This window comes from Pseudomonas sp. SDO5532_S415 (assembly GCF_054071155.1).
In genome coordinates this window covers 1-20,354 of sequence record NZ_JBSVWS010000111.1, presented here as the reverse complement: position 1 = coordinate 20,354, position 20,354 = coordinate 1, and the positions used below count along the sequence as shown (strand labels likewise).

22 protein-coding genes are annotated in these 20,354 nt (G+C 61.7%); 10 read left to right on the top strand and 12 right to left on the bottom strand.

From position 1 onward, the window contains the following. Window positions 1-35 precede the first annotated feature (35 nt). The gene (locus tag ACW9HW_RS21020; RefSeq protein ID WP_095193492.1) at window positions 36-929 is read right to left on the bottom strand and encodes a LysR family transcriptional regulator; all 894 of its coding nucleotides are present in this window, start codon (window positions 927-929) and stop codon (window positions 36-38) included. A gap of 110 nt (window positions 930-1,039) precedes the next feature. Here ACW9HW_RS21020 and ACW9HW_RS21015 point away from each other — a divergent pair, with 110 nt between their 5' ends. Further along, on the top strand, window positions 1,040-1,789 hold the full coding sequence (locus tag ACW9HW_RS21015) for an SDR family NAD(P)-dependent oxidoreductase (protein ID WP_095193493.1): 750 nt from the start codon (window positions 1,040-1,042) through the stop codon (window positions 1,787-1,789). 52 nt (window positions 1,790-1,841) lie between these two features. Here the strand turns inward: ACW9HW_RS21015 and ACW9HW_RS21010 are convergent, their stop codons facing one another. The 3 genes from ACW9HW_RS21010 to ACW9HW_RS21000 are packed head-to-tail and all read right to left on the bottom strand — an operon-like array spanning window position 1,842 to window position 4,435. Beyond that, window positions 1,842-3,023, bottom strand: coding sequence for an acetyl-CoA C-acetyltransferase (locus ACW9HW_RS21010; RefSeq protein WP_457401638.1), 1,182 nt, complete (start codon window positions 3,021-3,023; stop codon window positions 1,842-1,844). Window positions 3,024-3,034: 11 nt separating this feature from the next. Then, the gene (locus ACW9HW_RS21005) at window positions 3,035-3,700 is read right to left on the bottom strand and encodes a CoA transferase subunit B (protein WP_457401637.1); all 666 of its coding nucleotides are present in this window, start codon (window positions 3,698-3,700) and stop codon (window positions 3,035-3,037) included. Between the two features lie 36 nt (window positions 3,701-3,736). After that, a complete protein-coding gene (locus tag ACW9HW_RS21000) occupies window positions 3,737-4,435 on the bottom strand; it encodes a CoA transferase subunit A (RefSeq protein WP_457401636.1) in 699 nt (232 codons plus the stop codon). Window positions 4,436-4,611: 176 nt separating this feature from the next. Between ACW9HW_RS21000 and ACW9HW_RS20995 the strand changes: the two genes are divergently transcribed. After that, on the top strand, window positions 4,612-5,514 hold the full coding sequence (locus ACW9HW_RS20995; RefSeq protein WP_457401635.1) for a LysR substrate-binding domain-containing protein: 903 nt from the start codon (window positions 4,612-4,614) through the stop codon (window positions 5,512-5,514). Between the two features lie 115 nt (window positions 5,515-5,629). Here the strand turns inward: ACW9HW_RS20995 and ACW9HW_RS20990 are convergent, their stop codons facing one another. Next, complete coding sequence (locus tag ACW9HW_RS20990) at window positions 5,630-6,472, bottom strand: NAD-dependent protein deacetylase (protein WP_457401634.1); 843 nt, start codon at window positions 6,470-6,472, stop codon at window positions 5,630-5,632. Between the two features lie 132 nt (window positions 6,473-6,604). Continuing rightward, window positions 6,605-7,651 (bottom strand): class I SAM-dependent methyltransferase, encoded by a 1,047-nt coding sequence (locus ACW9HW_RS20985; protein ID WP_457401633.1) that lies wholly within the window; start codon window positions 7,649-7,651, stop codon window positions 6,605-6,607. A gap of 492 nt (window positions 7,652-8,143) precedes the next feature. Between ACW9HW_RS20985 and ACW9HW_RS20980 the strand changes: the two genes are divergently transcribed. From ACW9HW_RS20980 to ACW9HW_RS20970, 3 genes are all read left to right on the top strand, one after another. Continuing rightward, complete coding sequence (locus ACW9HW_RS20980; RefSeq protein ID WP_457401632.1) at window positions 8,144-9,478, top strand: acetamidase/formamidase family protein; 1,335 nt, start codon at window positions 8,144-8,146, stop codon at window positions 9,476-9,478. Window positions 9,479-9,634: 156 nt separating this feature from the next. Then, window positions 9,635-10,474 (top strand): HvfB family MNIO-type RiPP peptide maturase, encoded by an 840-nt coding sequence (locus tag ACW9HW_RS20975; RefSeq protein ID WP_457401631.1) that lies wholly within the window; start codon window positions 9,635-9,637, stop codon window positions 10,472-10,474. Further along, on the top strand, window positions 10,467-11,225 hold the full coding sequence (locus ACW9HW_RS20970) for an HvfC family RiPP maturation protein (RefSeq protein WP_457401630.1): 759 nt from the start codon (window positions 10,467-10,469) through the stop codon (window positions 11,223-11,225). The genes ACW9HW_RS20975 and ACW9HW_RS20970 overlap by 8 nt, the downstream gene beginning before the upstream one ends. 125 nt (window positions 11,226-11,350) lie before the next feature. Here the strand turns inward: ACW9HW_RS20970 and ACW9HW_RS20965 are convergent, their stop codons facing one another. The 5 genes from ACW9HW_RS20965 to ACW9HW_RS20945 form a co-directional block, all read right to left on the bottom strand. Beyond that, window positions 11,351-12,295: a phosphatidate cytidylyltransferase gene (locus tag ACW9HW_RS20965; protein ID WP_457401628.1), complete on the bottom strand. Its 945-nt coding sequence runs from the start codon at window positions 12,293-12,295 to the stop codon at window positions 11,351-11,353. Continuing rightward, a complete protein-coding gene (locus tag ACW9HW_RS20960; protein ID WP_095193503.1) occupies window positions 12,292-12,891 on the bottom strand; it encodes a lysophospholipid acyltransferase family protein in 600 nt (199 codons plus the stop codon). Before ACW9HW_RS20960 ends, ACW9HW_RS20965 begins: the two co-directional genes overlap by 4 nt. After that, window positions 12,878-13,510: a CDP-alcohol phosphatidyltransferase family protein gene (locus ACW9HW_RS20955; protein ID WP_457401627.1), complete on the bottom strand. Its 633-nt coding sequence runs from the start codon at window positions 13,508-13,510 to the stop codon at window positions 12,878-12,880. The genes ACW9HW_RS20960 and ACW9HW_RS20955 overlap by 14 nt, the downstream gene beginning before the upstream one ends. A 144-nt stretch (window positions 13,511-13,654) precedes the next feature. Next, the gene (locus tag ACW9HW_RS20950; RefSeq protein ID WP_095193505.1) at window positions 13,655-14,965 is read right to left on the bottom strand and encodes an ATP-binding protein; all 1,311 of its coding nucleotides are present in this window, start codon (window positions 14,963-14,965) and stop codon (window positions 13,655-13,657) included. Next, on the bottom strand, window positions 14,962-15,702 hold the full coding sequence (locus tag ACW9HW_RS20945) for a response regulator (RefSeq protein WP_095193506.1): 741 nt from the start codon (window positions 15,700-15,702) through the stop codon (window positions 14,962-14,964). The genes ACW9HW_RS20950 and ACW9HW_RS20945 overlap by 4 nt, the downstream gene beginning before the upstream one ends. 307 nt (window positions 15,703-16,009) lie before the next feature. Between ACW9HW_RS20945 and ACW9HW_RS20940 the strand changes: the two genes are divergently transcribed. The 3 genes from ACW9HW_RS20940 (at window position 16,010) to ACW9HW_RS20930 (ending at window position 17,958) form a co-directional block, all read left to right on the top strand. After that, window positions 16,010-16,273, top strand: a complete 264-nt coding sequence (locus tag ACW9HW_RS20940; protein WP_095193507.1) for a DUF2790 domain-containing protein — start codon at window positions 16,010-16,012, stop codon at window positions 16,271-16,273. Between the two features lie 48 nt (window positions 16,274-16,321). Continuing rightward, window positions 16,322-16,576: a hypothetical protein gene (locus tag ACW9HW_RS20935; RefSeq protein WP_095193508.1), complete on the top strand. Its 255-nt coding sequence runs from the start codon at window positions 16,322-16,324 to the stop codon at window positions 16,574-16,576. 155 nt (window positions 16,577-16,731) lie between these two features. Next, window positions 16,732-17,958 carry a cytochrome c biogenesis protein DipZ gene (locus tag ACW9HW_RS20930; RefSeq protein WP_457401624.1) on the top strand — a complete coding sequence of 409 codons (1,227 nt, stop codon included), beginning with the start codon at window positions 16,732-16,734 and terminating at the stop codon, window positions 17,956-17,958. A 10-nt stretch (window positions 17,959-17,968) separates the two neighbouring features. On the opposite strand, the gene ACW9HW_RS20925 is transcribed toward ACW9HW_RS20930, so the two are convergent. Beyond that, on the bottom strand, window positions 17,969-18,958 hold the full coding sequence (locus ACW9HW_RS20925) for an AraC family transcriptional regulator (RefSeq protein ID WP_207264608.1): 990 nt from the start codon (window positions 18,956-18,958) through the stop codon (window positions 17,969-17,971). A 196-nt stretch (window positions 18,959-19,154) separates the two neighbouring features. Here ACW9HW_RS20925 and ACW9HW_RS20920 point away from each other — a divergent pair, with 196 nt between their 5' ends. Continuing rightward, complete coding sequence (locus ACW9HW_RS20920) at window positions 19,155-19,424, top strand: DUF4242 domain-containing protein (RefSeq protein ID WP_457401622.1); 270 nt, start codon at window positions 19,155-19,157, stop codon at window positions 19,422-19,424. A 37-nt stretch (window positions 19,425-19,461) separates the two neighbouring features. After that, window positions 19,462-20,274: a class I SAM-dependent methyltransferase gene (locus tag ACW9HW_RS20915; protein ID WP_457401620.1), complete on the top strand. Its 813-nt coding sequence runs from the start codon at window positions 19,462-19,464 to the stop codon at window positions 20,272-20,274. Window positions 20,275-20,354: the final 80 nt, after the last annotated feature.

The window sequence follows — 20,354 nt, the reverse complement described above, 5'->3', positions numbered from 1 at the left end:
AAACTGTGGGAGCGAGCCTGCTCGCGAAGAACGGTCTATGGCTGAAATGCTTTCACTACAAAATCAATAAACACCCGGGTCTTGGCCGGCATCAATGTCCGGCTCGGGTAGTACAGCGAAATCACCCCTGCATCGCCATGCCAGTCCGGCAACAGCCGCACCAGTTCACCACGCTGGATGTTCGGCAACACATCGGACAACACCAGCAACGTCACGCCCAGACCGAGGATCGCGGCTTCACGCATGGCGGCAGGATCGTTGAGCACGATGTTTTCGTTCAGACTGGCCAGTTCCTCATTTCCCGCGGCATCGCGCATGACCCACTGGCGAATGCGCCCGGTGCGGGTGCCGCGCATCACGATGCCCTGATACCGGGACAGATCCGCCGGGCTGGCGGGTGCAGTGCATGCAGCCAGATAAGCCGGTGATGCAACGGCCACCACCTGCGCCGGCGCCAACGTTCGCGAGACGACCCCCGGCGTCAATTCGAAGCCACCGCCGATGGCTGCGTCGTAACCTTCGGCAATCAGGTCCACGGCGCGGTTTTCGAAATGCCATTGCGGGCGGATCAGCGGGTAGCGCGCAAGGAATTCCGGCAGCAGCGGCAGGATATGGCCGATGCCGAAGGTCGGCGCCAGGCTGACCTTGAGTACGCCCGCAGGCGTGCCCCGGTCGGTAGTGACTGCGTCGATCGCCGCTTGCAACGCTTCCAGGTTCCCGCCGATGTTGGCCAGGAAACGCTCACCAGCCTCGGTCAGCGACAGCTTGCGGGTGGAGCGCTGGAACAGGCGCACACCGATGTTGCGCTCGAGTATCGCCACATTGCGGCTGACGGCGGCCGGGGTCAGTGCGAGCAAACGGGCGGCCGCGGAAAAGCTGCCGGTTTCGGCGCTGCGCACAAAGGATTCGAGGTTGGCGAGGGTTTCCACGGTGGACACCTGTTAGCAAGGCTTGAAAATCATTCAAGTCATTACCCGCTAATCAGGTACCAATGGCAAGCGCAGTATTTACTCCATCCCCAACCCACGGAGTGAAATAAATGACGTCTCAACTTCCTCTTGCCGGCAAAACCGCACTGGTCACTGGCGGTTCCCGTTCCATCGGCGCGGCCATCGCCAAGCGCCTGGCGGCCGACGGTGCCAACGTCGTGCTGACCTTCAGCGCATCCCCGACCAAAGCTTTTGAGGTGGTGCAGGCCATCGAAGCCGCGGGCGGCCGTGCCCTGGCGATTGCCGCCGATGCCGGTGATCCGGTGGCGGTGCGTGGGGCGGTGACGCGCACCCTCGAAGCGTTTGGCAGCCTGGACATTCTGGTCAATAACGCCGGCATCGCCTTGGGCGGGCCGATTGAGGACATCAGCTTCGACGACTATCAACGCATGATCGCGGTCAACGTCACCGGAGTGTTTGTTGCCACCCAGGAAGCGGCGCGCAACATGAAGACGGGCGGTCGGATTATCCACATCGGTTCGTCGATGACCCATTACGCCGCGTTCCCCACCGCTTCGCTGTACACCCTGACCAAAGGCGCCATCGCCGGTTTCAACCGCAGCCTGGCCCGTGATCTCGGACCCAAGGGCATTACCGTCAACACCGTCCACCCAGGCCCGACCGACACTGACATGAACCCGGACGGCGGCCCGGTCAGCCAGATTGTCAGCCCCGGCATCGCCATCGGCCGTTACGGCAAACCCGAAGATATCGCCAGCGTCGTGGCTTTCCTGGCCAGTCCCGGAGCGGCGTTCGTCACCGCCGCCGACATTATTGCCGACGGTGGCTTCACCGCCTGACACAAAAACTGTGGCGAGGGAGCTCCCTCGCCACTGTTGGAGCTTGCCTGGCTTAAGCCCGCTCGATCGCCAATGCCACGCCTTGACCACCACCGATGCACAGGGTGGCGAGGCCTTTCTTGGCGTCACGCTTGATCATTTCATGCAGCAGGGTCACCAGCACGCGGCAGCCCGAGGCACCGATCGGGTGGCCGAGGGCGATGGCGCCGCCATTGACGTTGACCTTGTCCAGGTCCCATTCCAGGTCCTTGGCCACGGCCAGCGATTGCGCGGCAAAGGCTTCGTTGGCTTCGATCAGGTCTAGTTGATCGATGGACCAACCGGCCTTGTCCAGGCAGCGGCGAGTGGCCGATACCGGGCCGATGCCCATGATCGCCGGGTCCACGCCGGCGTTGGCGTAGGCAGCGATTCTCGCCAGCACCGGCAGACCCAGGGCCTTGGCTTTTTCCGCGCTCATCAGGATCACGGCGGCGGCCCCGTCGTTCAGCGACGAAGCGTTGCCGGCGGTGACCGAACCGTCCTTTTTAAAGGCCGCTTTCAGCTTGCCCAGGGATTCGGCGGTGGTGCCGGCCCGTGGCTGTTCGTCGGTGGCGAAGGACAGCGGATCACCCTTGCGCTGCGGGATCAGGATCGGCGTGATCTCATCGACAAAACGCCCGGCTTCGATGGCGGCCGTGGCTTTCTGCTGCGAGGCGGCGGCGAAGGCATCCTGCTGCTCGCGGCTCAGGCTGTACTTCTCGGCCAGGTTTTCGGCGGTGATGCCCATGTGGTAATCGTTGAACGCGTCCCACAGGCCGTCGCTGATCATGGTGTCGACGATTTGCGCGTGCCCCATGCGCAGGCCGGTGCGAGCACCAGGCATGACGTAGTTGGCCAGGCTCATGCTTTCCTGGCCGCCGGCGATGATCACATCGGCGTCGCCGCAGCGAATGGCCTGGGTAGCCAGGTGCAGGGCTTTCAAGCCCGAGCCGCAGACCTTGTTCAAGGTCATGGCGGGTACGGCGAAGGGCAGGCCGGCCTTGATCGAGGCCTGACGCGCAGGGTTTTGCCCGGCGCCGGCGGTCAACACCTGGCCCATGATCACTTCATCGACTTGCGCGGGATCCAGGCCGGTTTGCACCAGCAGTTGACGGATCACCGCAGCACCCAGGTCAACCGCGGAAACATTGGCCAGGGCACCCTGGAAACTGCCGATCGCGGTGCGCGTGGCGGCAACAATGACGACTTCTTGCATGGAATGATTCCTCACTGGGCGGCGAACTGCATTTCCGGAACGTGGTCCGGCACGATCAGTTTACCGGCGGTTTTGGCGACGATCTCTTCGACGCTGACACCCGGTGCACGCTCTTTGAGAATGAACGCGCCGTTTTCGATTTCCAGGTAGGCCAGGTCGGTCAGCACACGCCTGATGCACCCGGCGCCGGTCAGGGGCAGGCTGCATTGAGACAGGAGCTTGGATTCACCGTCCTTGGACGCGTGGGTCATGATCACGATGATGTTGTCTGCACCCGCCACCAGGTCCATGGCGCCACCCATGCCCTTGACCAGCTTGCCGGGGATCATCCACGAGGCGATGTTGCCTTGCACGTCGACTTCAAAGGCGCCGAGCACGGTCAGGTCGACATGACCGCCGCGAATCATCGCGAAGGACTCGGCCGAGGAAAAGATCGAAGCGCCGATGCGCGCGGTCACGGTTTGTTTGCCGGCGTTGATCATGTCGGCATCGATGGTTTCTTCAGTAGGAAAAGGACCCATGCCCAGCAAGCCGTTTTCCGACTGCAGCATGACTTCCATGCCTTCGGGGATGTAGTTGGCGACCAGGGTCGGGATGCCGATGCCCAGGTTCACGTAGAAGCCGTCCTGCATTTCGCGGGCGACGCGTTGAGCCATTTGTTCGCGGGAAAGTGCCATTGTTGTTATTCCTTCATTCGGTCCGGGGGCAGGGGATCATTTACGCACGGTGCGCTGTTCGATGCGCTTCTCGAACGTGCCGCAAATGACCCGATCGACGTAGATGCCAGGGGTGTGGATCTGCGACGGGTCCAGCTCGCCGGGTTCGACGATTTCTTCGACTTCAACCACGGTGATCTTGCCGGCGGTGGCGGCCAGCGGGTTGAAGTTCTGGGCGGTGTGGCGATAGATCACGTTACCGAAATGGTCGGCTTTCCAGCCTTTGACGATGGCGAAGTCACCGGTGATGGATTCTTCCATCAGGTACTTGCGGCCATGGAATTCGCGCACTTCCTTGCCTTCAGCGACCGGGGTGCCGACGCCGGTGGCGGTGAAGAAGGCCGGGATGCCGGCGCCACCCGCACGCATTTTTTCGGCGAGGGTGCCTTGGGGAGTCAGGGTGACTTCGATTTCGCCTTTGAGCAGTTGCTCTTCGAACAGCTTGTTCTCGCCGACGTAGGAGGCCACCACTTTGCTGATCTGCCGGTCTACCAGCAGCACGCCGAGACCGAAACCGTCGACGCCGCAGTTGTTGGACACGACGGTGAGGTCGCGGGTGCCTTTGCGCTTGATCTCGGCGATCAGGTTTTCCGGGATGCCGCACAGGCCGAAGCCGCCAGCGATCACGGTCATGCCGTCTTCAAGACCTGCCAGGGCTTCCTCGTAGGAACTCACGCGCTTGTCGAAACCTGCCATATGCACCTCTTTTATTCTTTGTGGGCGGCTGGCTAGCCGTATGGGGTTGAGTGTCGCGCCAGAGAATTCATTTGTTAAGTTGATTTTTAATGTTGATTAATTCATAAAACTCAACAAATCGCTGCTTTTCAACTTGCAGCTTGAAGCTTGTAGCTTACAACTGGAGCGAAGCGACCATGACCATCAAGCAGATCCGCGCCTTTCTGGCCGTGGCCCAGAGCCTGAGTTTCGCCGTGGCTTGCGATCGCCTGCACCTGTCGCAATCGGCCCTGAGCCTGACCATCAAGGCGCTGGAAGAGGGCCTTGGTGGACGGCTGTTCACCCGCAATACCCGCAACGTGGCACTGACCGCCGAGGGCGAAGCTCTGGTGCCTTTGGCGCGTCGCCTGATCGCCGACTGGGACAATGCCGAGGATGAACTGCGCCAGCGTTTCACTCTGCAGCGCGGCCGCGTAACCCTGGCGGCCATGCCTTCTTTCGCAGGTAACCTGCTGCCACCGATCCTCAAGACATTCCGCGCCCGGTACCCGAATGTCAACGTCACGGTCAACGATGTGATCAACGAGCAGGTACTGGAAATGGTCCGTGACCGCCAGGTGGAACTGGGGGTGGCGTTCGAGCCGACCATGAGTTCCTCGCTGCAATTCACCCCGCTGTACATCGACCGGTTCGTGGCGGTGGTGCCCCATGACTCGCCACTGGTCGAGCTGGATCAAATCGACTGGCAAACCTTGCTCAAGGAACCGTTCATCACCTTGCAACGGCCGTCGACGGTGCGGGTGATGCTGGAAGAGCATTTGCAGGTTCGGGGCATGAAGCTGCCGGTGGAGTTTGAAAGCCATCAACTGGCGACCGTCGGGCGCATGGTCGCCAGCGGGTTGGGCGTCAGCGCCGTGCCGGCCTTGTGCGCCGGGCAAATGCGCGAACTGGGCGCGCGTTGCATCACCCTGCGCGACCCGGTGGTGGAGCGGGCGATCGGCGTGCTGACCTTGCCGGGGGGAGAGCTGTCGGCGGCGGCGCAGGCGTTGTTTGATGTGTTCAAAGAAGAGAACTTCGGCCAACAACTTTCCATGCATTGATCACAATCCACTGTGGGAGCGAGCCTGCTCGCGAAGGCGGTGTGCCCGTCGACATAGAGGCTGAATGTGTCGGCCTCTTCGCGAGCAGGCTCGCTCCCACAGGGATTCGGTTTCGTCAGAGGTGCAGGCGTTGTGCCAATAGCGGCAACAGTTGCTCGCACGACCCTTCGATCTTCAAATCCAGAATCTCATCCGCCCGCGTCTTGCCCAGGTTGATCGCCAGCAATGGCTTGCCCTGATCCACCACCGCCCGGCACAGGCGAAACGCCGAGTACGCCATCAGCGACGAGCCCACCACCAGTAACCCCGCCGCCTTTTCCACCGCGGCCATGGCTTTTGCCGCCGTTTCCTGGGCGACATTCTCGCCAAAAAACACCACGTCCGGCTTCATCCGTTCACCCGCGCAATGGGGGCATTGCGGGACCTGGAAACGCGATTCGAAAGCAGGGTCCAGCAGGGTGTCGCCATCCGGGGCCTGCACGGCGTCCACGCCGGCCAAATAAGGGTTTTGCGCTTCCATCAGGTACTGGATCGAGTCGCGCTCGCTGCGTTTTCCGCAGTCCAGGCACAACACCCGGTGCAGGCTGCCGTGGAGTTCGATCACGTCATGGCTGCCGGCCTGGTCATGCAGGGTGTCGACGTTCTGGGTGATCAGCCCGCTGATTTGCCGATTGCTTTGCAAGCGGGCCAGTGTGTCGTGGGCCACGTTCGGCTGAGCCTGGCGCACGCGCGGCCAGCCGAGCATCGCCCTGGCCCAATAACGTCGCCGGGATTCGGGCGCCGAGAGGAATTCCTGATACATCATTGGCTGCCGGCCGCGCCGCACACCCTGGTTGTCGCGATAGTCCGGAATGCCAGACGGGGTGCTGATGCCGGCACCGGTCAGGACCACGAATGGCTCGTCGGTCATGAGTTGCTGGAGGCGGTCGAGCTGGTTGTGGATCTGGCTGTCCAACACTCCGGGTCACCTCAATACACACTGTAGGAGCGAGCATGCTCGCGATGGACGTCAACGATAACACTGGCGACCTGAGGCCCCGCGGTGTTTTGTCTTCCATCGCGAGCATGCTCGCTCCTACAGGGGAACGTGTTACTTGCGGGCTTCAAGTATCAGGTTGAACGGCGTCTCCGTAGCCCGCCGGAATGTGCTGAATCCCGCCTCGGTGAAGACTTTGCGCAACCGCGCCTCGCCTGCCTGGGCACCGAGCCCGAGGCCGACTTCCTGGGACAGCGAGTTCGGCGTGCAGATGAAGGTCGAAGCGGCGTAGAACAACCGGCCGACCGGGGTGATGTTGTCATCCAGCGAATCGTGGGCGAACGGCTCCACCAGCAACACCGTGCCGTCCGGCTTCAACGACTCGTAGGCATGCTTGGCCGCGCCCACCGGATCGCCCATGTCGTGCAGGCAGTCGAAATAGCAGACCAGGTCATAGTCGTCGCCGGGGTAGCTTTTCGCCGTGCCCTGGAAGAACCGTGCCCGGCCGGACACGCCGCCTTCCTCGGCACGCTGGGTCGCGACGGTGACGGAGGGCGCGTGGTAGTCGAAACCGACGAACCGCGAATTGGGGAAGGCCTGGGCCATGATCACCGTCGATGCGCCATGGCCGCAGCCGATGTCCGCCACTTTGGCACCAGCCTCCAGTTTGGCCATCACGCCGTCGAGGGCCGGCAGCCATTCGGCGATCAGGTGCGCCTTGTAGCCGGGCCGGAAGAACCGTTCCGTGCCGCTGAACATGCACGGATGGTGATCGCCCCAGGGCAGGGCGCCGTTGCCGCGCATGGCGTTTACCAGTTTGTCCTTGTCATGGAAGAACGACGCGACCACCCCCATACCCCCAGCGATGTAGACCGGCGAGTCTTCGATGGCCAGGGCCAGGGCTTGTTCTTCGGGCAGGCGGAACTGACCACCGATGTGTTCCATGTAGCCGGAGGCGGCATGGGCGCTGAGCCATTCGCGCACCAGGCGGGGGTTGCAACCGGTCTTGGCGGCAAGTGCTTCGGGGCTGATCGGCTGGCTGTCGGCCATGGCCCGGTACAGACCGAGTTCTTCGCCGAGGATGACATTGGCGAGCATCGCTGCGCCGCCCATGTCGTTAACCAGTTTGCCCATGAAATCGTTGAGTCTGGCCTCGTCCATCACGTGTGCTCCTTCGGGAGGGATCACGGTCCAGAGGCGTTGGTGGTCGACACGTTCGCCCTGGGCGGTGGTCGTGAGAATGAACAGGACAAAGGCACGTCCTGCGTGGGTTAAGTTTAGTTCGGGGAGAGAAGGGCGCTATCTCAGGCGACGAGGGTCCTTTGTGGGAGCGAGCCTGCTCGCGAAGGCGGTGGGTCAGGCAACTCCCTTTCGACTCAAAGGCAGCTTTCGCGAGCAGGCTCGCTCCCACAGGGCTCGGCAGTGACATCGAGGATCGAATGTATCCAAATGTATCAAACCGGTCTCCCGATACAGTCCGCCCGAACTCAAAGCCACCACCGAACACAGACCAGATACAAACCTGCGATGAACTGTTCAGGTTGTTTTGGCGCCGTTGAACCGTGGCGGCCAAGACCCTTTCCCTGGCCGCCTGCGTCGGCGGCCGTTCGCTTTCGACTCTGTGCCGCGCCTGATGCGGCCAAGGGGACCACAATGACAACGCCTGTGCCTGAATCCAATCTCGACACCCCGCCAGTCGATCGCCTGCGGGTCGATCGTTACACCAACGGCATCATCGGCCCGAGTCAGCCGATGCTCGGTCCGCTGGCCGACGGCGGCACCCTGATCACCGGGACGCCGCCAGGCTGTTGGGGACCGATGATCACGCCAGCGTTTGAAGGCGGCCATGAAGTGACGCAACCGGTGGCTATCGTCGGTGCGCAAATCGGCGACGCGGTGGCGATCAAGATCAAAAGCATGCGTGTCACCTCGCTGGCCACTTCCTCCGGGGTCATGTCCTTCGTCGAGGGGCGCTACAACGGCGATCCGTTCGTCTCCAAATTCTGCTCCAATTGCGGCACCGAACATCCGGCCAGTCATGTCGAAGGCATTGGCGAAGACGCGATTCGCTGCAACAACTGTGGTGCCGAGGTCAGCGCGTTTCGTTTCAGCCACGGCTATGTGATCGTGTTCGATGCGCAGAACCAGGTCAGCCTGACGGTCAACCAGGACATCGCCAACCGACTGGCCGGCGATGCCTGCGAAATGTCGGCGCTGCCGGAATTCGCCGCGCAACATTCGATCCTGTCCCTGGCCCGCGCCGATATTCCCGGGGTTGCCGCGCACATGCGCCCGTTCCTCGGCAACATCGGCACCCTGCCGTCCCGCGATTTGCCCGACTCGCACAACTGCGCCGATTTCGGCCAATACCTGATCAACGCACCGCACCGTTTCGGCATGACCCGCGAAGAGCTGCACGCGGCCAAGACCGACGGCCACATGGACACCAACTCGATCCGCGAAGGTTGCGTGTTGATCTGCCCGGTAAAAGTGCCGGGGGCCGGGGTTTACATGGGCGACATGCATGCCCAGCAGGGCAATGGCGAGATCGCCGGGCATGCCACCGATTGCTCCGGGGAAACCGAAGTGGTGGTGCAGGTGGTGAAAAACCTGACGCTGGAAGGCCCGATCCTCCTGCAAAACCTCGATGACTTGCCGCCAATGGCGCGCCCCATGAACGCCGAACAACGGGCCAGCGTCCGCGCACTGGGCGAGCGTTGGGGCCAGCACGAGATCGAGCAGAGCGGCCCGATCACCTTTATCGGCAGCGGCGAAAACCTCAACCTGGCGGTGGAGAACGGCTTGCAGCGTGCGGCTGACGTCACCGGCCTGCCTTACGACGAAGTGCTCAACCGCGCGACCATCACCGGCTCCATCGATATCAGTCGCTTGCCGGGCACCGTGCGCGTGACCTTCCTGTGCCCGATGCCTGTGCTGGATCGCATGGGCATCGGCCATCTGGTGCGTGAGAAGTACGACCTGGCGTAAAGCCGAACGGAGGGGGGCTCTTGGGAAAGTGTATCGCAGTGTGTACAGGCCCCCCGAAGATACAAGTCCTGCCGTTTTCCGTCGGCGCGCAACACAGAGCCGATACACCGCTTCGGTTAACTGTGATTACGTTCTGACAACCTTGAGATCGACACCATGCAGACCCCCATCACATCAGCCAAGGCCAGCGCCGGGCTCGGCTTGCGTCGCGGTTTAATGAAAGACCTCCAGACGGCTCCGGCCGGCCATTTCGATTTTCTGGAAGTCGCGCCGGAGAACTGGATCGGCATCGGCGGCGCCCATGGCGCGGCGCTGCGGGCTCTGGCCGAGCGTTATCCGTTGTCGTGCCACGGTTTGTCGCTGTCCCTGGGCGGGCCATCGCCGCTGGACGTCGGGTTTTTGCAAGAGGTGCGGGTGTTTCTCGATCACTACAATGTGCCGCTGTACAGCGAGCACCTGAGTTACTGCAGCGATGACGGTCACCTCTACGACCTGTTGCCGCTGCCCTTTACCGAAGAAGCGGTGCATCACGTCGCCGCGCGCATCCGTCAGGCCCAGGACATTCTCGGTCGACGCCTGGCAGTGGAAAACGTCTCCTACTACGCTGCGCCACAGCAGGACATGGACGAGGTGACCTTCACTAACGCCGTGCTGCGCGAAGCTGATTGCGACCTGTTGCTGGACGTCAACAACGTCTACGTCAATTCGATCAACCACGGCTTCGATCCACGTTCCTTCCTGGCCGGCATCGATGCGGACCGTGTGGTGGCCATGCACATCGCCGGGCACTTCGATGAATCCGACACCTTGAAAATCGACACCCATGGCGCATCGGTCAAACCGGCGGTGTGGTCGTTATTGTCCGAGGCCTATACTCGGTTCGGCGCGCAACCGACCTTGCTGGAGCGGGATTTCAACTTTCCGGCGTTTTCCGAGCTGGTCGCTGAATTGCAGACCATTCGCCGGTTGCAGACCCGGGAGGTGAACCGTGGCTAAGCGCTCGTTGTTTGATCAGCAAAGCAGCATGGGCCAGTACCTGCGCGATCCCGACCACTGTGCGCCACCCCCGGAAATGGACCCGGCGCGGGCCCGGGTATACCGCGAACTGGTGTTCAACAATTTGTCGTCGCTGATCAGCGGCACCTTTCCGGTGCTGGTGAAGATTCTCGGTGAAAATCGCTGGCGGGAACTGGTCCGGATGTTCCTGCGGGATTACCGCGCCCATACACCGAAATTCGGTGAAATTGCCGAGGAGTTCGTCGAGTTTCTCGCCGCTGAACCGGCGGCGCTGAACGACGGTTCATGGCCGCCATTCATGGTGGAGCTGGCACACTACGAATGGGTGGAAATGGCCCTGCAACAATCCGAGGCCGAGCCGTTGCCCTCCGGCGATGCTGAGGCGTTGCTGGATCGCCCGTTGCAGGTTTCGCCACTGGCCTGGCCGCTGGCGTATGCCTGGCCGGTGCAGTTGGTGGGACCCGGTTACCAGCCGGATACCGTACCGGAGCAACCGACGCTCCTGCTGGTGCGCCGGGCCGAAGACTGGAGTGTGAAGTTCTCCGCGTTGACCCCGTTGGCGTGGCGGTTGTTGCAGCGCATCGGTGAGTTTCCCGAGTTGAATGGACGTGCGCAGCTGCAAGGGTTGGCGGAGGAGGCGGGGATGACTGGGTCGCCAGAGTTCTTCGATAATGGCCTGGTGTTGCTGCGGCAGATGCATGGGGAAGGGGTTGTCGGCGTAGTTGCCTGACACAACACAGTATCCCTTGTGGGAGCGAGCCTGCTCGCGAAGGCGGAGTGTCAGATCACATCAATATTGAATGTGCCGACCTCTTCGCGAGCAGGCTCGCTCCCACAGGGAAAGTTGTCTGCAGGTCAAGCGGAGAAGAAATACCGCGTCAGATGAAAGAAGATCGGCGCCGCAAAGCAGATCGAGTCCATCCGGTCGAGCATACCGCCATGCCCCTTGATCATGGTGCCCCAGTCCTTGGCGCTGAGGCTGCGTTTGATCGCCGACATGACCAGTCCACCGAGGAACCCCATCACCACGATCACCAGTGACATCAACAACGACTGCCAGAAACTGAAGGGTGTCATCCAGTACATGCAGCCGCCGATCAGCGTGGCGGACAGCCCGCCACCCACCAGGCCTTCCACGGTTTTTGACGGGCTCACCAGTGGCGCGACCTTGCGTTTGCCGAAAAGCTTGCCGAAGACGTACTGCAACACATCGCTCAGCTGAACGACGAACACCAGGTAGAACAGCAGCAATGCGTTCTGTCCGGTGAAGCCCCGCAGATCCAGAAGCAAAAGCGCCGGCGCGTGGCTGATGCAATAAATGCAGATCATCACCCCCCACTGGATCTTCGCCGTTCTTTCCAGAAAGGCATCCGTGTCCTGGCTCAGCACCGCAATCGCCGGCAGCAGCAGGAAGGCATACACCGGAATCAACAAGGTGAACATCGAGTACCAATGGGTGCCGATCAGCAGATACTGCAGCGGGATCAGGATGAAAAATGCCGAAAACAGTGCGTTATGGTCACCCAGTGTCGTCGGGGTCAGGGTGATGAATTCCCTGAGCGCAAACAGCGATATGAAACCAAACAGGACCACCGTTGCATTCGGCCCCAGCAACCAGGACACGAAGAAGATGATCACCATCCCCCACCAGGCATTCACCCGCTGGTTCAGGTTTTCGATGGTGGAGATCGCGCTTTCGGTCGTGGCCCGTTTGGCCAGGACTCGACCAATGACGGACGCCACCGCCAACAAACAGGCGATGGCGGCAAAGAACCACAGGAATTTTTCTTCAAGACTCATTTCGACAGCCTCACGATGGCGTCACGCGCCCGCTCCAGGAACACCTGTTTTTCTTCGCCTGCGATTCGTGGCAGCGGGTTGCCGATGCGGATCGTGCAGATGATCGGCAACGGTACGTGTTTGCCTTTGGGCATGGAGCGATGGAGGTTTTCCAGGTAGATGGGCACCAGGTCGACATCGGGAAAGGACTCGCTCAACCGGTACAACCCGGATTTGAACGCCCCCGGCAATGCCTGGGTCGAGCGAGTGCCTTCCGGGAAAATGATGATCGAATGGCCGGCCCGCACCACATCGAAGATTGGCTCCAGCACATTGGTGCCCGGTGCCGGATTGCGTTCGATCAGGACCGCATTGAGCCCCCGCTGGGAGATGTACGAGAGAAACCGGTTCTTGCCCCAGTAATCGGCAGCGGCGACCGGCTTCACATTGACCCTGGCTTCAGGGGGCAGGGCCGCGATGATCGCCAGGGTGTCCATGTGGCTGGTGTGGTTGGCGAAGTAGATGCGCTGGCGCGTAAGATCCGGCGGGCTTTCCCAACGGGCGGTGACGCCGATCAGCAGTCGAAGCACCGCGATCAGGGCATTACTGATCCACATGGCCGGCCTCCTTCAGTTGCCTGGAGATCGCCAGGGTTCGGGTAACGCAGGTGGCGGCTGCACCGATGGCGATGATGACCAGCGTCAACAACAGCACATAGTGCGTGTCATACACCTTGGTTTCGATGGCATTGAGCACCAGGCCGACGGTCATTACAGCCATCCGGTGCTGTTTGGCCATAGGACCCATGAAGTTCTGCTTCAGGCCGATGGAACCACCGAACACCCGGACATAGGCCGTCAGCGCGGCGGCCAGGGCGGCAAACCAGCCGAGCTCCGGCTGCGCAATGGCGTAGCCGAGCCCGACAACCAGCAGGCTGTCGGCGATACGGTCGGGGAATTCGTTGTAGAGGCTGCCGATGTCGGATTGTTTTCCGCCCTCAATGGCAACCATGCCGTCGAAGAGGTTGCACAACAGGCGCAATTGAATGCCGACGGCGCAGCAGATCGAGCCGATGACACCGTTATCGATGTTCAGCGCAACCGCACCCGCGAGGGCAAAGAGCACGCTGGCGACGGAGATCTGATTGGGCGAAATGTCGCGTTTGACCAGCAGGTCGGTGATGCGTTTGGCCCCCCCCGTAGAGCGTGCCTTGATCGGCCTTCTGTTGTCGTCCATCGCTTAGTATTCCGGTCGCTGGATTTTTACTAAGCGTATATGCAATCAGCAGTGGCACAGGTTTTTCCTGCGAACCCTACATCAGTGGGAGCGAGCAGGCTCGCTCCCACAGTTAGAAGCTGCACCAGCGGTAACGGAGATTTTTTACCCCTTCAGCTTGAGCTCGGCGCACAAACCCCCACCTTCACGATTGCTCAGGGTCAGCGATCCCCCGATCGCCAACGCCAGCTGCTGTGCAATCGCCAGGCCCAGGCCGGTGCCACCGGTGCTGCGGTTACGTGAATTCTCCACGCGGTAGAACGGCTCCATGACCTGGGCCAGTTCCGCTTCGGCAATGCCAGGCCCCCGGTCCATGACTTTGACCGACACGCTGCCGTCAGCCTTTTTTTCTACCAGCAATTCGGCGGCACCGGCGAATTTCAGGGCGTTGTCCGTCAGGTTCACCAGCACCCGGCGCAAGGCGTGGGGGCGGGTGTCGATGACGGCGGCGCTCTTGCCGCTCAACTGAACGTCCTTGCCCACGTCCTGATAGTCGAACACCAGGCTGTCGAGGAACGAGTCCAGATCGGTACGGCGACTTTCTTCGGTGGCACCGTGGACACTGCGGGCATAGGCCACGCCTTCACGCACCAGATGTTCCATCTCGCCCAGGTCGTTCCACAGTTTGTCTTTTTCTACGCAATCGTCCATGAACTCGGCGCGCAGTTTCATCCGGGTGATCGGCGTTTGCAGGTCGTGGGAGATCGCCGCCAGCAGTTGCATGCGTTCCTTGAGGTAGGCGGCGATGCGCGCCTGCATGGCGTTGAAGGCCTTGGCCGCGTGGGCCACTTCGGTGGGGCCTTTTTCGTCCAGCAGCACCGGGTGGGTGTTGGGGTCGAGGGTGTCCACGGCCTCGGCGAGGCGGGTGAGGGGGCGAATGGCAATCCGCACGGCCAGCCAGGTGCAGGCGATCATCAGCGCCAGTTGACCGAGCAATACGAAGGGCAGCCAGGGCGACAGCGGCTGCATCGAAGGGCGCACGTCGATGGTCACCGGACTGCCGTCGGCCAGTTTCAGATGGACCTGAAAGCGTTTCTGCGGGCCGGGAACATCGGTCACGGTCATGGGGTATTCCATGCCAATGGCGTCCTTGATCGAGGTCACGGCGATGGGCGCCTCGGGCATGTCCATGTCCATGGAGGTGCCCGGCGAGCCGTCATCGAGCAGATAGCGGTAATTGCGCCGGTCCAGTTGTTTCAGCCAGCCTGCGCGCTCTTCGGCCGGTAAGCGGTCAAGGATGGCGATGGACGTCGAGACGTCGGTTTCGAGGTTGCCGAGCATGGTGTTTTTCGCGCTTTCGTAGCGCTCGTAGTATTGCGCACCGAAGGACAGCGCCTGGGCGAGGATCAGGCCGATCAGGAAAATCAGCGACAACCGAGAGGCCAGGGTGCGAGGCCAGCGCATCGAGAGATTCATGCGGGTGCTCCCACGATTTCCACCGGCAGGGAAAACACATAGCCCTCGCTGCGAACCGTCTTGATGTAGGCCGGTTCGCGGGCGTCGTCCAGCAGGCGCTGACGCAGGCGGCTCACCAGCAGGTCGATGGAACGATCGAACAGGTCGGCGTCGCGGCCCTGGGTCAGGTTGAGCAACTGGTCGCGGTTGAGTACCCGTTGCGGGTGGTCGAGGAACACTCGCAGCAAGCGGTATTCGGCGCCGCTGAGGGCGACCATGGTGCCATCGCCGTCGAGCAGGTGGCGGGCCGAGGTGTCCAGGCGCCAGCGCCCGAAGGCCAGCAGGCGACTGGTTTCGGTCACCACCAGGTTCGGAGGCAGCATCCGCGTGCGGCGCAGTACGGCATTGATGCGGGCCAGCAGTTCGCGGGCGGCGAACGGCTTGACCAGGTAATCGTCGGCGCCCATTTCCAGACCGATGATGCGGTCGGTTTCATCGTTGCGGGCGGTGAGCATCAGTATCGGAGTGGCTTTGTGTTTACCGGCGCGCAGCTCGCGGCAGAGCATCAGGCCGTCGTCCCCCGGCATCATGATGTCCATCACGATCAGGTCCACCGGGGTGGATTCGAGGAAGGTACGCATCTGACGACCATCCGCCACGACCGTGGTGCGCAAGCCGTTCTTCTTCAGATAGTTGCCCACCAGTTCCCGGATCTCGCGGTCATCGTCAACGATGAGAATGTGATCGACGTGTTCCATGGGGGCTTGCCTCTATCAAATGGGGGATGTCGCTCAGTCTATCGAGCCTTGGCCCGCTCGCCTTCAGGCGTTTGTATTGGAGTGTATCTGTCTTGTCGATGGATACACACGGACAAAAAAACGCGAATTTCCCCCCGGTTTGTATCGCTCTGTATCCCGGCGCGGTTCAGATACGTACCGATTTACAGACGCCATTTCCCGACACATACGGGATACCTCGCACGCTTTTAATAGGTTCCATCGAGGCAAACCCAAACCGCCTCGGCCCAACTTACGAACTACCTATTGAAACCTTGAGGAATCCGCCATGAACAACAAAGCCATCTTCGCCGCTTGCCTGTTTGCCGCCCTGAACATCTGCACCTTCTCGGCCCGTGCCGAAGCCGATATGGGCGCTCAAACCTACACCTACGGCACGCAACTGGACATCAAGAAAGTGGTGTCGCTGAAACAGGACACTTCGGCTTCCTGCGGGGTGGTCGATGCGCAGCTGACTTACCTGGATTCGCACAACAAAACCCAGGTCCTGGACTACCGCAAGATTTCCGACAGCTGCAACGCGGACAACTGAGTCCTGCGATCACCCGTTACTGATGCCATTTCAAGCGAGGAAACAATCATGAACAACGTCAGCCGATTCCTGACCGCCATTGCCTTCTCCGTCGCCGGTGCCGCGGCACACGCCAATGCCGCTGTAGAGCAAAGCGCTTGCGGCAGCAGCACCTGCTTCCAACTGACGCCGGTGGAAAAGCAGAGCGCTGATGCCCTTCTCGCCGAGGACGGCTATAACCGCACGCCTCAGGGGCAGGTGGTGGCCGAAAACGGCTCCAGCCGCACGACCCAGGGCAAATGGCTGGAAGAGCAATCCGCGTGAGTCCAGAACACCACCGATCCACTGTGGGAGCGAGCCTGCTCGCGAAGGCGGCAGCACATTCAATATCAATGTGACAGTCAGATCGCTTTCGCGAGCAGGCTCGCTCCCACAGGGGACGGGTGTGAGTTGCCACCCTCTTTATTCAAGGTGATCCCATGTTCCTAATCGCTTTCCTGGGCGGCATATTGACCGTCCTCAGTCCTTGTATCCTGCCGGTCGTGCCGTTCCTGTTCGCCGGCGCCGACCGCAAGCGTTCGTCGATCCTGCTGACCCTCGGCGGCATGGCCTTGACCTTTGCCCTGGTCTCCAGCCTGGCCGTGGTCAGCAGCGAGTGGGTGATACAGGCCAGCAACGCCGGCCGCCATGTGGCCCTGATCGTGATGGTGCTGTTTGCCCTGTCGCTGATCTCCGCCCGGGTCGGTGACTGGCTGGCACGTCCGTTCGTACTGCTGGGCAATCGCCTTGACCCGAACAGTCGCAAAGTCTCAGGTCCCTTGGGGTCGCTGATGATCGGCGTCGCCACCGGCCTGCTCTGGGCGCCATGTGCCGGACCGATCCTCGGGGTGATCCTCACCAGTGCCATGCTGCAAGGCGCCAATGCCAACACCAGCCTGTTGCTGGTGGCCTACGGTCTGGGCAGCGCTTTGTCCCTGGGCGTCCTGATCTTCGCCGGTCGCGGCCTGGTCAATCGCTTGAAACCGTCGATCCCGGTGACGGGCTGGCTGCGTCGTGGCGCCGGTGTCGCGGTGCTGGCCGGTGCAGCGGTGATCTCCACCGGTGCCGACAACGTGCTGCTGGCCAACACGTCCTCGGAAGGCATCGGCAAGGTCGAGAAAGGCGTGCTGGAAACCGTGCCGAAAGTCGTCGATTACTTCGTCAGCAAGGTCAAGGCCGATTCCATGGACAACGCCCAGGGCGCGATGCCGTCGCTGTCCGGCGCCGTGGAGTGGATCAACTCGCCGCCACTGACCAACGAATCGCTCAAGGGCAAAGTGGTGCTGGTGGACTTCTGGACCTTCGACTGCATCAACTGCAAACGCACTCTGCCTTACGTGAAGGACTGGGTGAAGAAATACGAGAAGGACGGCCTGGTGGTGGTTGGCGTACACACCCCTGAGTACGGGTTTGAACGCATCATCGACAACGTCAAGGACAAGGTGAAGGAGTACGGCATCACCTACCCGGTGGCGATCGATAACGACTACGCGATCTGGCGCAACTTCGACAACCAGTACTGGCCCGCGCACTACCTGATCGACGCCAAGGGGCAAGTGCGTTTCACCCACTTCGGTGAAGGTCGCTACGATGATCAGGAGAAGATGATCCAGCAGTTGCTGGAAGAGGCCAAGGCTGACGCCAAGACCCCTGTTCCAGCTGTGTAACCCCGCACGATCAATGGCTCACAGGCACTGCACTGTGAGCCATTTTTTTATCCTGACTTCGCCGCCACGCCGCCGGCGGCGCGCCATACTCCCGTCGAAAGGCCCGACTGAACGCCGTGTCGGTCTGATAGCCCACTTCTTCGGCGATGCGGATCAAGGAACTGTTGCTGCTGCGTAACAGGTTGGCCGCCAGCAACATGCGCCATTGCGTCAGGTACTGCATCGGCGAAACCCCGACCAATTGCTGAAAGCGTTCGGCCAATACCGACCTTGAGGTGCCGGCAGTGCGTGCCAGCTCATCCAGGGTCCAGGTCTGGCAGGGTTTTTTGTGCATGGCGTTGAGGGCGGCGCCGACGATCCGGTCGCTGACACCGGCCAGCCAACCGGTGCGGCCCTTGCCGTGTTCGTGCATGTACAGGCGCAGCACTTCGATGAACAACACCTCGGCCAGCTTCGCCAGCACGCCTTCGCCGCCAGGTCTTGGCGAGCGGGCTTCGGCCAGGGCGTAACGCACGGAAGATTCCAGCCAGATGCCGGCATTCGAGCCGCGCACATTGACTCGCACCACTGGCGGCAGTCCCGTCAGCAGCATCCCCGCCAGCCGCGTATCGCAGGCCAGATAACCGCACACCAGTCGCGTCACCGCGCCGCCACCGCCATAGCTCAGTTGCCGTGGTCGCCGCGCCAGGACTTTATCCAGACGCCCGCCACTGGCCGGCGTCAATCCGGGGCTGGAGCTCATGCGGTGGGCATCGCCCTGAGGGAAAACCACGACGTCGCCGGCGGTCAGCAGCAGGGGCGGATCGTCCCCCAGTTCGACGTAGCATTCGCCCTCGGTGATCAGGTGAAAGATCACCACCCGTTCGGCATTCGGCTCCAGAAACGGTGCGGCGGTGTCGGCCGTCGGCGATTGGTAGCACCAGGGCGCTGTGAACCTGGCGTTGATGAAAATGGCGCCGACCAGGCGGACGACGCGCAGGGTCTGTGACAGGGCATCCATGGGGGTATTCCCGTGTGGGCAGACGGTTGTGAGTGATGAGCTTGATTGTGAGCCTGTCGTTGCCAGGCATGGAATCTCCGGACGATCGGACAAGGTTGGCCGACGATCGGGCAGGACGCCGGCGCGCGCCGGAGCGATAGTTCGCCTACAGGGTCACTGCCGACCCTGTCATCAATAACAAGAATGAGAGGTTGCCATGCCGAAGTTCGTCATAGAACGCGAGATACCAGGCGCTGTAACACTGTCAGAAAGGGATTTGAAGGCCGCTTCGCAAAAGTCCTGCAGGACCTTGCGCGATATGCCGCAGGTGCAGTGGCTGCAAAGTTATGTCACCGGTGACAAGCTGTACTGCGTGTACATCGCGCCGAGCGAAGAGCAGATCATGGAGCACGCCAGGCAGAGCGGTTTCCCGGCCAATCGCATTTCCCAAGTCACGTCCATCATCGATCCGACCACGGCAGAATAGGCCGGGCTGCGTGCCAACCCGCAACGGAGCGGAATTCATGAGTACACCCATTGATCTTACTGCCTTGAAGAACCGTCAAATGGCCGCCTGGGCCAGTGGCGACTATGCCGTGATCGGCACCACCCTGCAGATTGTCGGTGAGCAACTGGCCGAAGCCTGCGACCTGCTGTGCGATGAACAAGTGCTGGATGTCGCCGCCGGCAATGGCAACGCCACGTTGGCCGCTGCGCGCCGGGGTTGCCTTGTGACCTCGACCGACTACGTGGCCGCGCTGCTCGAACGCGGCGAGGACCGGGCGAGGGCTGAACGCCTCAATGTCACCTTTCAAGTGGCCGATGCCGAAGCGCTGCCTTTTGAAGACGCCAGTTTCGATGCCGTGCTTTCCACCTTCGGCGTGATGTTTACGCCGGACCAGCCCAAGGCGGCTGCGGAACTGGCGCGGGTCTGTCGGCCCGGAGGGCGGATCGGCCTGGCCAACTGGACGCCGGAAGGTTTCGTCGGCCAGATGTTCAAGACCCTGGGCAAGCACATGCCGCCACCACCGGGCGCGCAACCGCCCTCGCAGTGGGGCACCGAAGCCTGGTTGCACACGCACTTCGACGAGCGCAACTTTCTGGTCCAGGTGACGCGCAAGACTTTCAACTTCCGCTATCGCAACACCGGGCATTTCATCGACACCTTCCGCAGCTGGTACGGCCCGGTGCACAAGGCGTTCGCGGCGCTGCCCCCGGACGGCGCCAAGGCCCTGGAAAACGACATGACCGAACTGCTGAACCGCCTGAACCGGGCGGGGGAGAAGTCGCTGGTGGTGCCGAGTGAGTACCTGGAGGTGGTGATCACAAGGCGTTAAGCCGACGGAAATCCCTGTGGGAGCGGGCTTGCCCGCGATAGCGGTGTGACAGTCACTGTATCTTTGACTGGACGATCGCT

Excerpts from the sequence above, each read along its gene's own strand:
- ACW9HW_RS20940 (WP_095193507.1), top strand. The coding sequence starts at position 16,010 with ATGAACAACAAAGCCATCTTCGCCGCTTGCCTGTTTGCCGCCCTGAAC.
- ACW9HW_RS20960 (WP_095193503.1), bottom strand. The coding sequence starts at position 12,891 with ATGTGGATCAGTAATGCCCTGATCGCGGTGCTTCGACTGCTGATCGGC.
- ACW9HW_RS21000 (WP_457401636.1), bottom strand. The coding sequence starts at position 4,435 with ATGGCAGGTTTCGACAAGCGCGTGAGTTCCTACGAGGAAGCCCTGGCA.
- ACW9HW_RS20995 (WP_457401635.1), top strand. The coding sequence starts at position 4,612 with ATGACCATCAAGCAGATCCGCGCCTTTCTGGCCGTGGCCCAGAGCCTG.
- ACW9HW_RS20980 (WP_457401632.1), top strand. The coding sequence starts at position 8,144 with ATGACAACGCCTGTGCCTGAATCCAATCTCGACACCCCGCCAGTCGAT.
- ACW9HW_RS20965 (WP_457401628.1), bottom strand. The coding sequence starts at position 12,295 with ATGAGTCTTGAAGAAAAATTCCTGTGGTTCTTTGCCGCCATCGCCTGT.
- ACW9HW_RS20985 (WP_457401633.1), bottom strand. The coding sequence starts at position 7,651 with ATGGACGAGGCCAGACTCAACGATTTCATGGGCAAACTGGTTAACGAC.
- ACW9HW_RS20955 (WP_457401627.1), bottom strand. The coding sequence starts at position 13,510 with ATGGACGACAACAGAAGGCCGATCAAGGCACGCTCTACGGGGGGGGCC.
- ACW9HW_RS20930 (WP_457401624.1), top strand. The coding sequence starts at position 16,732 with ATGTTCCTAATCGCTTTCCTGGGCGGCATATTGACCGTCCTCAGTCCT.
- ACW9HW_RS21005 (WP_457401637.1), bottom strand. The coding sequence starts at position 3,700 with ATGGCACTTTCCCGCGAACAAATGGCTCAACGCGTCGCCCGCGAAATG.
- ACW9HW_RS20975 (WP_457401631.1), top strand. The coding sequence starts at position 9,635 with ATGCAGACCCCCATCACATCAGCCAAGGCCAGCGCCGGGCTCGGCTTG.
- ACW9HW_RS20915 (WP_457401620.1), top strand. The coding sequence starts at position 19,462 with ATGAGTACACCCATTGATCTTACTGCCTTGAAGAACCGTCAAATGGCC.
- ACW9HW_RS20950 (WP_095193505.1), bottom strand. The coding sequence starts at position 14,965 with ATGAATCTCTCGATGCGCTGGCCTCGCACCCTGGCCTCTCGGTTGTCG.
- ACW9HW_RS20925 (WP_207264608.1), bottom strand. The coding sequence starts at position 18,958 with ATGGATGCCCTGTCACAGACCCTGCGCGTCGTCCGCCTGGTCGGCGCC.
- ACW9HW_RS21015 (WP_095193493.1), top strand. The coding sequence starts at position 1,040 with ATGACGTCTCAACTTCCTCTTGCCGGCAAAACCGCACTGGTCACTGGC.
- ACW9HW_RS21010 (WP_457401638.1), bottom strand. The coding sequence starts at position 3,023 with ATGCAAGAAGTCGTCATTGTTGCCGCCACGCGCACCGCGATCGGCAGT.
- ACW9HW_RS20920 (WP_457401622.1), top strand. The coding sequence starts at position 19,155 with ATGCCGAAGTTCGTCATAGAACGCGAGATACCAGGCGCTGTAACACTG.
- ACW9HW_RS20945 (WP_095193506.1), bottom strand. The coding sequence starts at position 15,702 with ATGGAACACGTCGATCACATTCTCATCGTTGACGATGACCGCGAGATC.
- ACW9HW_RS20935 (WP_095193508.1), top strand. The coding sequence starts at position 16,322 with ATGAACAACGTCAGCCGATTCCTGACCGCCATTGCCTTCTCCGTCGCC.